We start from the raw sequence: 11,832 nt of genomic DNA on the forward strand, positions 1-11,832 counted from the left end.
GTAGTCTCTTATCTTTTTAGTTAATGTATTCGTGAACAGGTTGCAAAAGTAACAACCTATGTAAACTGGCCGTAGCCATGCGTTCAGTCAAGATTGATCAGACTGACATACGCACTAATACGATAAATGGCTCAAATGCCGCTAACGGCTCGGTTTTGCGCGCGATTTATTTAATAAATTTATAGTGGTTAATGGTTGGCTAATGATTGACTAAAACCTTGGCCAACGATGATCAGTCGGCTCGCTCTAAGGGGGAATAAAAAGCCAGAGTGGTATTCGCTTAGCTGAATAGCTTGTTTATGCCAGAAGCAGAAATTCACTGAGGTTCGATTAAATCTGCGCTTTTCATTGAAAGCAGACATTGGTATGAATGATGGGATCACAGCGCTCCAAATTTTCGAGAGGTTCGCGCATTACCAACATATTAAAAAAAAGCGCTAACCCAAATTGTCTCTGACACACTCAGTCATTTATCGCAGGAATTAGCCGCCTAAGAGGTGTGATGAACTCGCAAAACACTAAACCAAAACACAGCACCACTAGTAATTCCTGGTCGATAGCCAATAGCCCCTCCCATCAATTCAACCAGACTTTTACTAATAGCAAGTCCAAGGCCTGAGCCTTCATAGTGACGATTGCTGACACTATCTTGTTGACTAAATTGCGTGAATATATAGGGTAGAAACTCAGCTGTGATACCCGGTCCCTGATCTTCGATTGCAATAACAACACATGACTCCTCTAATGTTGCGACAATCTTGACTCTCGAATCCGGCACGGAAAATTTAATCGCATTTGACAGTAAATTAGCCATCACCTGCATAAAGCGCTGAGGGTCGATCACAATATTGACTGGCTGTTCTGGCATCTCTAACTCAAGCTGAATTTTTTTATCAGGGAGATAATAGCGATGCTCAGCCACCGCATCTTTGAGCAGAGGTTGCAAAAAAACCGTTTGCAGTTCAATCGACATTTTGGTTGCTTTGAGTTTGGAAAAATCTAAAATATTAGTAATTAAGTACTTCAGCCGATTGGAATTTTTCTCAGTAATATCAATTAGTTTTTTCACTTTTTCTGGCACATCCCCTAACTTACCCGAATTGAGCAAATGTAAACTGCCAAGGATTGCGGTGAGAGGAGTACGAAGTTCATGACTGATGTTCGCGATGAAATCGTTCTGTAATTTTTCATAATGTTTACGTTGGCGGATATCCGTCATCAGAATAATAAATTCCATATCCTCGGAAAGTAAGGTTTGATCGAGTTGGCGGATATGCAACTGCACATCGATATATTGGCCATCGCTGCGGTAAATCACGGTGTCGAACGATTCTGAAATCAGGTCGTTTGGCGGAGCAGCCGGTGAAGCACTTTTTTGTGGTATCGCGACTTGCTGGAAGTAGGTGCACATCCTTTCTGAAGTCAAGAATTGCATTACTGTGCTGTTAATTAAGTGATGGCTCGGTGTGCCCAGCAACATTTCGGCACCGCGATTGACGAAGCGAACAATACCAACTGCTGAAACAGCCATAATGGCGACATCCTGCGCACCATCCAGTACAGCTTGTAAAATATAGCGATGAGACTCGGTCTCTTTTGCTAATTGCTGCAGTTGTTGCCGGGTGCTCAGCAGTTCTTGTTCAAAACTGGCCCGCTGTGCTGCGGGTAAAATCACCCAGCGATAGCAGGCTTGTTGTTGAAAGAGACCTTTCTGAATATTCAGTAAAACCGGTAACGGTGGCTGTAATGTGCGTTTTACTTTTAAATAAAACTCCTTAACCAGCCCCTCGTTTCGAAGCATTGGCCAGACATGTGTTTGTAAAAAGATTGCTGCTGCCGGCGGAAACAGCTGCTCAATTTGCGTGATATCTGCTTGCGTAGCTATGGCAAAAGTGGTCAACGCACATTGATTAACATAAATAACTAAGCCGTTAAGATCTGTTACGATTACCGGGCAAGGCAGGGCATCAAGCTCGTCATTACTCTTCACTGCGACAGCTCTGTGTCGAGATAATCACGCATCGCATCAATAACCAACTTCGGGTGGCTCATATGCGCCGCATGGCCGGTAACATCCAAAATTTGTAATTGGCTGTGTTTAATTTGTTGATGCACAAATTCACCCACAGCTAACGATGCCAGCACGTCCTGCTGATGTTGTAAAATCAGGCTGGGCACCGCCAGTTCGGCGTAATCGGCTCTGTTGTCTGCAAAAAATGTTGCTTTGGCAAAATGTCGCGCAATCACCGGGTCGGTCGAACAAAAGCTCTCTGACAGTTGACCTGCGACGACTGAATCGTTGGTTGTACCTGCGACAACTGGGCCAAGGTAGCTGGCCCAGCCTAAATAATTTTGATCTATCAGTTCCAGCATATCTTCCAAATCAGATTGCTCGAAGCCGCCATGATAGTTGGGTGGCAGATTGAGAAAACAGGGCGAAGGCCCAAGTAAAATCATTTTTTTAAATAAGCATGGTCGTGCATTTGCCGCTAAGATACCTATGCTGCAACTGACCGAATGGCCGATAAAAATGACATTCTCTTTCAGCGTCAGCGCATCACAGATATCCAGAATATCTTGAGCATAACCATGCAAGCTGGCGTAACGTTCAAAGCTGTAATTGGTAATATCAGATTGGCCGCTGCCAACATAATCAAACAAGACCTGACAACTTTGCCCGGCAAAAGCAGGCGTAATCGCATTCCACATTGCCTGACTGCAGCCAAAGCCATGTGCATACAACAACACAGGTCGGTCGATTGCCCCAGAAATTTGCACGTTATTGCGTTGCAAAACATCCATCTTAGACCCCACTGTCAGATTAATCGTTACCGACATTTAAAAAAATATGATTTGAAGTGTAAAGCCAATATTTTAAAAAGTATAATACTTAACTAACTAAGTTTACGATGGATTTATTTCAGTGAACTGGACTTTGTTTTGCTAATGTAGCTTTAAATCCGGGATTTCGCAGCTATTTTATAGTTTATTTCGCCGAATAGGCCGACACGTTCGTGACAATTTTTACATGCAATGATGCCAGGCATGGATGGGCTACAAACCCTGGCGAAACTTAGGGAAAAAGATAATTGTCGTCAAACGCTATGGTATTTATGACGGCTCGTATTCAGCAGGCGGAAAAACAACAGTATTTTGATGCCGGTGTTGTCGCAGTCATCGAGAAACCGTTTGAAGCCACCCAACTTGGCGATGAATTAGCGGCAATTTATCAGCGCTACTTGTTAACACTTAAGTCAACCAATTTGGAGAAGTCAATGCAAGTACCGGCGCGACTACTGACTGAACATGAACGCTTGCCGGCGTTACAGCTGACAGGCTTGTTGGACACTGAATCTGAACAACGCTTTGATCGCATTACCCACCTGGCCCGGTTAGTTTTATGCAGCGAAATTGTGCTAATGTCCTTGGTAGATAGCGAGCGGCAATGGTTTAAATCAAAGCAAGGTCTGGATGCTTGTGAAACTGGTCGTGACATTTCCTTCTGCGGGCACGCCATTTTAGGTCATGGTATTTTTGAAGTGCCGGACACGCTACTAGATAGCCGTTTTGTCGATAATCTATTGGTAACTCAGGCACCTTTTATTTGTTTTTATGCTAGCGTGTCATTATCGCGATCGGGCGAGCAGATAGGCACTTTGTGTTTTATTGACTCAAAACCCCGCACTTTAACAGCCAACGAACGTGAAATTGCGACAGAATTTACCAAAACCGTGGAGCAGGAAATTGAAGATCGTTTACAAGCGCAACCGCGTCAGCAATTAGCGGCCAGTGAGCTGACGTGCAGGACCAGGGCCCAGGGATTTCACCAGAATTTGCCCAGAAAATTTTCAACGATTTTCACAAGCCGATGCCAGCAGTGCCAAAAAGGAAGGTGGCACAGGTTTGGGCTTGCCGCTTTGTAACAATTGATTGAAGCGGTGCAAGGTACGATAGGATTTGATTCAGAACTTGGCAACGGTGAACGGTTTTATGTAAGCCTCCCAATTTTGGATCTTCCACAGTCTTGAAAAACCAAAGTATAGGAGTACAGCATTTGCCGACGAACAAATCACTTGTCGAAATTCAACAAGCTATGACCGCGTTGCAAGCTAATTTTTGGACTACTTTAGGCTTGAAATCTGCGCAGTTTACCGAGGCAGCACAGCAGCTTGCGCAGGGCGATAAGACTGTATTACCTGCCATTATTAGGCTGGCGCATCAATTGGCCGGCTCCTGTGGCACTTTTCAGTTTCAGCATTTAGGCCATCTGGCCCGGCAAATTGAAGTGCACGCGATCAGTGCACATCGTGCACAACTGGCTGAGCCCCATATTCTGGAACCTTTGGTAGAAGCGATTGAGCGTTTTGTGGCGGAAGTGAGCCAAGGCGCTGCTGAGCCGGCCTTTCAGATTGAAAATCAACTTTCACAACCGCTGAAGCGACAAGATATTTGGCTGGTTCTTGCGTCTTCAGCGTTACGGGATGAATTAAACGCCCAGCTGCATGCTTTTGGCTATCAGATAACCACATTTGATACTTTTCCTGAGTGCGTCAGCGCCCTTCGAAAACAAGCCCCCGCTTTGTTGTTTAGTGCAGTAACCCTTGCTAATCAAAGCTTATTTAGCCAGTACGAATTACTACAGAGTGTGAATGAAAAACAATCATGGTTGATGATTTTTTCCGAAGAAGACAGTTTTGAGATTCGGATAGAGGGCGTTCGCCACAAAGCACAGGGTTGTTTTGTATCGCCGTTAGATATTCCAAGTATGCTGCAGCGGATCAGTAAGTTATTTGATGAAAATACTTTTTCGGACAAAAAAGTGAGTATTCTTGATGACGATCTACTGTTAGCGGAGCATTACAGCTGGGTATTAAAATCTGCTGGGTTTGAAGTGCAGGTTATTCGTGATCCTGCACAAATCATTGCTGAATTAGTCGCTTTTAAACCGGATGTTTTATTGCTGGATATGCATATGCCAGCTTTTTCTGGTGCTGAAATTTCCGGTGTTATCCGGCAATATGATTCGCTCAACAGTCTGCATATTACTTTCTTATCGGCAGAGCATGATATTCAGCAACAATTGCAGGCATTGTCCTTTGGTGCAGATGATTTTATTACCAAACCCATTTCAGATGACAATTTGGTGACTTCCGTCAAGTTAAGGCTTGCCCGAAATCGTGAAATTAAATCGTTGATTGAACGTGACAGCCTGACAGGGTTAGTCAAACACGCTGCGATTAAAGAAGCGGTAATGATTGAGTTTGACCGGATGAGTCGTAGTGGCGAGCATTTTTGTATAGCCATGGTCGATTTAGATCATTTTAAACAGGTGAACGACAATCATGGTCATGCGATGGGCGACACCGTAATTAGTACCATTGCCGCTTTGTTAAGCAAAAGACTGCGACGCAGTGACAGAGCCGGTCGTTATGGCGGGGAAGAGTTCCTGGTTGTATTGCCAAAGTGTAGTGCTGAAGATGCAAAATTGCTGCTAGATAATATCTTGGTATCTTTCAGAGAAATCCACTTTGGTTCGGGATTACAACATTTTTCTTGTACTTTCTCTGCGGGTATTGTTTCAAGTATTGGCAAGTATGCCAACGCAGAAATAATGATGAACGCAGCGGATGAAGTGCTTTATCAAGCGAAACATCAAGGGCGTAATCAAGTGCGTATTATGACTGAAAATGTGGTAGTGGACTGAATTTGGTTATCTCAACAGGGATTGACTTACTAGGCCACGAAAGAACGAATGTCCGTAAATAAGGCAAAGCAGAGATTCGTTTTTCCAGAGTAAAGAGCGGCATAATAGATATTGAAGTTTTATTTTTGCTAAAAAAAGTAACGGTGATTTACGCTTTTTGCCAGAAATTGTGTGAAGCTGCAGTAACGGAGGTGTGCATGGAAATGATGCCGGATAAAAGGGACCTTAAAAGAGCTTCGCAACATGCCTAATGGACAGCACATTCCCGTTGTGTTTATGACAGCACGAATCCAGCAGGCTGAAAAGCAGCAATACCTTAATTCTGGCGCTGTTGCAGTGATTGAAAAGCCCTTTGATCCCTCTTTGCTGGGGGATGAGCTAGACGCTATTTACCGACAATTCCGCTCTGCTAATTAAACTATGGAATCGAGACATTAATTATCAATGAGGCTGAACGGTATCATGCTTTACTGAGGGCTGATTTACTGTACACTCCAGCAGAACCGCGATTTTATCGTTTAACTCGGCTAGCTCAACTCAGTCTTGATGTTGAAGTAGTATTGATATGTAATGGCACACTGAAATTGGCAATCTGATTACAGATTTTATTATTACATGCTAAGTTCAGGAAAAAATAATGTCCGCAAATAAGGTAGCCCAGACATTCTTTTTTCAATTCCCCTATTCTAAACAATCGCTATTCGCTCAAGGCATTCTTTGTAGTGGCACACTAAATTTCGCCACACGACTAGAGATAATTTGCTAGGTTCACGATAAATCGAATGCCTGCAAAGAGGGCAAAGTAGACGTTAGTTTTTCCGAGAGAGCCTGAACTGAACAGCTGCAATTCACTCAAAACAGCGTATCACCTCCCTGTGCCCTTTCAGCCTGCGCAGGCTCCCTGCTGCTGTTACGAAAACGTTAGCCAACAGCGTTCTTAACTACACACAACCTCCAGCGAGGTCTAATTAGCCGGCGCTGCCACTTGCAAATCGAGCCGATACTCTGCAAAGCCAACATTATCGCTCGCCAGCTTCGTCATGGGCCAATACTGATTCGCCTGAATGAACTGCTGCGCGGCGACTGAATCACGGGTTTTAAAACGTAAATCTAATTGCACCGGGCTTTTCAGTGGCAACAAACGCCAATTATGATCCGCTTGCGGATCCACCGCACTAAGATAACGATCGCTGGCAGCATCATACTGTGATCGCTGCTGAATATAGGCCACCAGGGCTTCACGATTAGTGTCGGGTAATTCCAGCACCACCTTATCACTGCCGGTACCCGCAAACATACCGGTGTAGGCCCGATAGTTATTGGTGGCAACAATAAAACTTTTCGCCGCAAACTCGGCATCCCGATACACTTTGCCATCGGCGTCGGTATAACGTAAATCTACAATGCGGTTTGCCGATGCATTCACTAATTCACAGCGCTGATTAAATTTGCTCGGTTGGCTAACATCAATTTGGTAATGAATACCATCAATCACATCAAAATTATAGGATGAATGCGCCAAGTTAATCAGCGTTTGTGGCGCCGTTGAGGTGAGATCAATCTGTAAAAACTGATTAGCCGAGCACTCTAACCAGTCTTTTAACTCAGCACCGTTTAATTTTACTGCGACAACAGTATTCGGATACAAATACAAATCGGCAGCATTACGAAAACTTAACGGCCCTTGGCTCACTTGAATATATTGCTCAGCATCGTTGCTGCTCTCAAGCTTACCACCCGCTTTAAACGGCGCGGCAGCTGACAAGAGCGGGATATCTTGCAATTCCGGCGGCAATAGGTCGGCCACTCGCGCTCGTTGTGCATCGGCAACCAATTGCACGGTGGGATCATCCTGAATTTGTGCTAAAAAGCTGTACATATCAGCAGAGGCCATACCAATACTACGCTGCATAAAGGCTATAGTGCCTTTATGCGCCTCAGCAACAGCGGCAACAATAGCAGCATCAGCCTCCACATTCGGCTGCTGAGTAGCATTGTCAAACACCGCTAAAGTTTGCGCTTGAGCAGAGACCACTTGCCACTTACCGGCGTTTTGCTGCAAGGTCAAATCGACCAGACCTAAATGATCCCCCCAGCGCCCTGGCATCACAGCCGGAATACCGTTGAGCAGGCCCTGCGTGATATCCGCGCTTGGTAGATGTTGAAATTGCGCCGCGGGAAACACCGCATGGCTGTGGCCAAACAACACCGTAGCAATGCCGGGTACCTTTGTTAAGGCATACACCATATTCTCAGCCATCGGATCAACCTCTGCGCCCGTATGACCTAAACCCGAGTGAGCAATCGCAATAATCACATCGGCACCGGCTGCTTGCATTTCGGGCACCATGCGCTTTGCGGTGTCAATAATACTGTCTACCCGCAACTGGCCATGTAAGTGTTGTTTATCCCATGACATGATTTGCGGCGGCACAAAGCCAATATAGCCAATAGTGATTTGCTGCGGTTGCCCTTGAGTATCAATAACGTGTTTTTGCTGCAAAATATAAGGGGGATATAAATGATCGCCCTGCCCGACACCCGGGCGGCATTGCACTTCAGCGCAATAAATATTGGCACTGGTATAAGGAAAATTAGCCCCCGCTAGCGTTTGATATAAAAACGGTAAGCCAAAGTTAAACTCGTGATTGCCCAGGGTAGCAACATCATAATTTAGGGTATTTAGCGCCAGCATGATCGGGTGGACCTCGCCTTCAGCCAAGCCGCGCTGCGCAATATAATCACCTAATGGGCTACCTTGAATTAAATCGCCATTATCCACCAACACGCTGTTTTGTACTTCAGCCCTAGCCGCTTTAATTAAACTGGCGGTGCGCGCCAAGCCTAAACTCGGATCGGTTTGACCGCTGTAATAATTAAAATCCAGCATGTTGGCATGTAAATCGGACGTTTCTAAAACGCGCAATTTAACTTGAACCGGTTGCTCGTTAGGCGGCGAGCAAGCAAATAAACCTGTTAAAAGCGTCAGCAAGAGCATAGAACTGCGAGGTTGTGGCATAAGAAGGTGGTCCTAAATTTTCACAAAAGTGCGCCAGTATCTAAAACGAGACTCGCGCATTAGCTGATTCGATAGTTACTTTACCACCCGTACGCGTTCAAGCACCGCTGAAGTATCTTTTAACCCCACCGTGGTAGCGCCACCGATTACGTAAATCGCGTTATCTAAGGTCACAGCACCTAAACCATGCCGTGGTATCGGTATGGCAGGCAGTGCTTGCCAAGTATTACTCTCGGGCTGATAAGCCCAAGCTTCGCTATACACACCGCCACCGTCCGTAAAGTACTCACCACCAAATACCCATATTTGCTGATCAATCACAGCTGCGGCTAGGCCACCTTGCGCCTGGGGTAACGGGGCTAACGTTTGCCATTTACCGCTTAGCGGATCAAAACGTTGCAACAGTGCTAAATTACTGCTCCCTACTTGCCGACCACCAACGACATAAAATTGTTCAGCCAAATTAACGGCAGCAGCGCTATTAAACGCCTGTGAAAGTGCCGGTGCGGCTTGCACGCTTAAAGTAACAGGGTCAAAGATCCAGTGCCAATTCACATCGGCTTGATCGCGCCACTGCGCATTTTCTAGAGCAATCGGTGAACGACCTGAAGCAAAATGCACTTTATTAGCGATCACCACGGCTGTGGTTTCGGTTAATGGCTTTGGCAGTTGCCCTACTTTTTGCCAACGCTTAGCCGCTTCATCTAAACGCAAAATATCTGCACTAGCACTCCAACGGCCATCATTCGCCTCTACAAAACCACCGAACAGGAATAACTGCTGTTGCACCGACACCAAATAAGCATGATGCCGCGGTGCAGGTAACTCTGCTGCTAATGACCAGCTATCGGTGGCAGGATCGTACACTTGCACCAATGCGGTCATTTGCTGCACGCTCATATCCAGGCTATCGCTAAGCCCCCCGGCAACGTAGATTTTGCCGTTATGTGCTGCAGGATAAATTTCTTGAACCGCAAGCGGCATATCAGCTAAACGTTGCCACTGCGTCGTGGCAACGCTATTGCAGGAACAGAGCAGAAAAAATAATATGACAATGCGCATTAAGGTCACTCCAGCAGCAATTAAACAGTAAGTGGGCTCATACCAAGCCGTGGTGTATTTGCTCACACAGTACATTGGCTTGGTATCAGTAAATGGCGGTTTAATTAGAGGTGGTCAGCTTGTTGCTTAAGATAATCACCACTATCCAGTAATCGGTTCATTAATTGATTATTCCAATCTTGCACAATAATTTGGGCACGGAACAACTGATAAAACTCGTATATGCTCACTAACATTATCAGCACGATACCGGTCAACCAAACACTGGTAAACAATAACGCGACACCCAGCGCAAAGCTTAAGATATTCAGCAGACCATGCCGCCATTGCTGCAGATAGAAGTGATGTAAACCCGCTACAAAAAACCAATTTAGTGCAGCATAGGTATCGGGATCTTTCAGTTGGTCTTTTACTTTCTGATAAAAGGCTTGGCGCTGAGCATCGGGCAAGGCCGCTGTGCGCGAGCGTAGCGCCTCTTCCTGAGCATCCACCTCAATTTGCTTTAGCATCTTCAGTCTCCGGTACCGGCTCAATACATTTACAAAAACTATCATGTTGGCTACAACGGCGGATCCGATGCCAGCCCAATAACACACCTCGGCGCACGCCATAGCGCTCAATTGCAATATAGGTATAAGCAGAACAGGTGGGTTCAAAATTGCAGTCAACCGCAAACCAGCGCTGACCGCCGCCGGTTCGCCGATAATAGGCGATTAACTTTAACAGCAACGGCTTGAGCATTTAACGCCCTAAGGTAACGATCATCGCTTCACGGCTCCAAAACAGCCAAAAGCGTTTTTGCTCAATCACCTGAAAAACCACCTGCCAACCTTGTGCCGCCTGCGCGTTTAACTCGGCTTCTACTTTTTTTAAAGGTAAACCCGATGCGCCCAAAAAGATGGTGCCACAGCCGCCCTCGGCGATATGTAAAACTTTGTATTCCCGATATGTTGTTGCCATGACGAGCTCCTTGATAAGTAGAATAGAAGCGGCTAGGCGCACTGCCGCTAATTAGGTTTTAACTTTTTAAGATATTATCAGTTGCTGTATCAGAAGCAACCACAGTGGCAGAGTCAAACATCCCAACACTGTCGACTGTGCAATTAAGGTCGCCACACTTTGCCGATCCGCACCAAATACCGAGGCCAACACATGCGCAGCTGCAGCCGTTGGTAAAGCCGCAAATAACACCAGTACCGCACTGGGCGCTGCCGCTAAACCTAACCATTGCGTACCTAGCAACATGCAGGCGGGTAAAATCAGTAGTTTAATGCTGTTTAGTGCTAACTGAAAACGGGTAATTTGTGCTAAAGCCCGCCAGTTGATTGCCGCACCAATAGATAACAAGGCCAGTGGGATCGCCGCCTGCGCCAGCTTACTTAACGCAAGCCATAACGGCTCAGGTAAACGGACATTTAATAACGAAAAGCAGATACCCGCGAGGCTGGCAATTAAAAAAGGATTGGTCACTAACTGGCGAAGTATATGCCGTTTCGTTAGCTGTTGGCCGCGTGATAACGCCGCTACGGCTAAGAGATTGGCTAAGGGAACTGCTAACCCTATCGCAATTGACATCAAACCGCGATAGTCCTGCGGAAACACTTGCACCAATGCGAGCGCCACCGCGGCGTTAAAACGCCAAGCGGTTTGCCACATCCCCGCAAAATCAAGAAAACGCGCTGGCCCCCAACGCCGCACCATAGCTCCTAAGGCACAAGCTATTAAAATAACCGACCACACCCCCGTACCGATGATCGCCAAATCAGTCCAAGCGGGTGCACTGCGTAAGGTACTCACAAAAATTAAAGCGGGAAATAGCAGATAATAATTAAGGGTATCAATACCTTGCCAAGTGGCACTAGGTAAAGCACGACGTAAACCCATGCCGCCGAGTAATAACAGTAAATCAGGTAACAGCGGAAGATAAAAAGGCGGCATGCTACAACTCCAAAACAGGCTAGCTAACTGATAACTGATAAGTGTTCATTGCGCCGATGAGTATACCTTTTTGCCTTAGGCGTGACAGCCATTGGTCCTCGATATTTAA

General features: G+C 45.9%; 11 protein-coding genes. 3 read left to right on the forward strand and 8 right to left on the reverse strand.

The window, feature by feature from the left end; all coding sequences use genetic code 11:
- Positions 1-490: 490 nt before the first annotated feature.
- A complete protein-coding gene (locus ORJ01_RS02030) occupies positions 491-1,990 on the reverse strand; it encodes an ATP-binding protein (protein WP_306176797.1) in 1,500 nt (499 codons plus the stop codon).
- Positions 1,987-2,802: an alpha/beta fold hydrolase gene (locus ORJ01_RS02035; RefSeq protein WP_306176798.1), complete on the reverse strand. Its 816-nt coding sequence runs from the start codon at positions 2,800-2,802 to the stop codon at positions 1,987-1,989. Before ORJ01_RS02035 ends, ORJ01_RS02030 begins: the two co-directional genes overlap by 4 nt.
- 311 nt (positions 2,803-3,113) lie before the next feature.
- On the opposite strand from ORJ01_RS02035, the gene ORJ01_RS02040 reads away from it, so the two are divergent.
- From ORJ01_RS02040 to ORJ01_RS02050, 3 genes are all read left to right on the forward strand, one after another.
- Complete coding sequence (locus ORJ01_RS02040; protein WP_306176799.1) at positions 3,114-3,923, forward strand: GAF domain-containing protein; 810 nt, start codon at positions 3,114-3,116, stop codon at positions 3,921-3,923.
- A 131-nt stretch (positions 3,924-4,054) separates the two neighbouring features.
- Positions 4,055-5,704 carry a diguanylate cyclase gene (locus ORJ01_RS02045; protein WP_306176800.1) on the forward strand — a complete coding sequence of 550 codons (1,650 nt, stop codon included), beginning with the start codon at positions 4,055-4,057 and terminating at the stop codon, positions 5,702-5,704.
- A 213-nt stretch (positions 5,705-5,917) separates the two neighbouring features.
- Positions 5,918-6,121, forward strand: coding sequence for a response regulator (locus ORJ01_RS02050; RefSeq protein ID WP_306177514.1), 204 nt, complete (start codon positions 5,918-5,920; stop codon positions 6,119-6,121).
- A 547-nt stretch (positions 6,122-6,668) separates the two neighbouring features.
- Here ORJ01_RS02050 and ORJ01_RS02055 read toward each other — a convergent pair.
- The 6 genes from ORJ01_RS02055 to ORJ01_RS02080 all read right to left on the reverse strand — a co-directional run bounded on the left by ORJ01_RS02055 (position 6,669) and on the right by ORJ01_RS02080 (position 11,723).
- The gene (locus tag ORJ01_RS02055; RefSeq protein ID WP_306176801.1) at positions 6,669-8,723 is read right to left on the reverse strand and encodes a bifunctional 2',3'-cyclic-nucleotide 2'-phosphodiesterase/3'-nucleotidase; all 2,055 of its coding nucleotides are present in this window, start codon (positions 8,721-8,723) and stop codon (positions 6,669-6,671) included.
- 75 nt (positions 8,724-8,798) lie between these two features.
- Positions 8,799-9,785 carry a kelch repeat-containing protein gene (locus ORJ01_RS02060; protein ID WP_306176802.1) on the reverse strand — a complete coding sequence of 329 codons (987 nt, stop codon included), beginning with the start codon at positions 9,783-9,785 and terminating at the stop codon, positions 8,799-8,801.
- 104 nt (positions 9,786-9,889) lie between these two features.
- Positions 9,890-10,294, reverse strand: a complete 405-nt coding sequence (locus tag ORJ01_RS02065; RefSeq protein WP_306176803.1) for a TM2 domain-containing protein — start codon at positions 10,292-10,294, stop codon at positions 9,890-9,892.
- A complete protein-coding gene (gene yidD, locus ORJ01_RS02070; protein WP_306176804.1) occupies positions 10,278-10,526 on the reverse strand; it encodes a membrane protein insertion efficiency factor YidD in 249 nt (82 codons plus the stop codon). Before yidD ends, ORJ01_RS02065 begins: the two co-directional genes overlap by 17 nt.
- Positions 10,527-10,745, reverse strand: a complete 219-nt coding sequence (locus ORJ01_RS02075) for a DUF4177 domain-containing protein (protein ID WP_226750785.1) — start codon at positions 10,743-10,745, stop codon at positions 10,527-10,529. It lies immediately after the preceding gene.
- Positions 10,746-10,811: 66 nt separating this feature from the next.
- Entirely contained in the window at positions 10,812-11,723 is a 912-nt protein-coding gene (locus ORJ01_RS02080; RefSeq protein ID WP_306176805.1) for an AEC family transporter, read from the reverse strand.
- Between the last annotated feature and the right edge of the window lie 109 nt (positions 11,724-11,832).

Source organism: Alishewanella sp. SMS8, assembly GCF_030737935.1.
Classification (GTDB): domain Bacteria; phylum Pseudomonadota; class Gammaproteobacteria; order Enterobacterales; family Alteromonadaceae; genus Alishewanella; species Alishewanella maricola.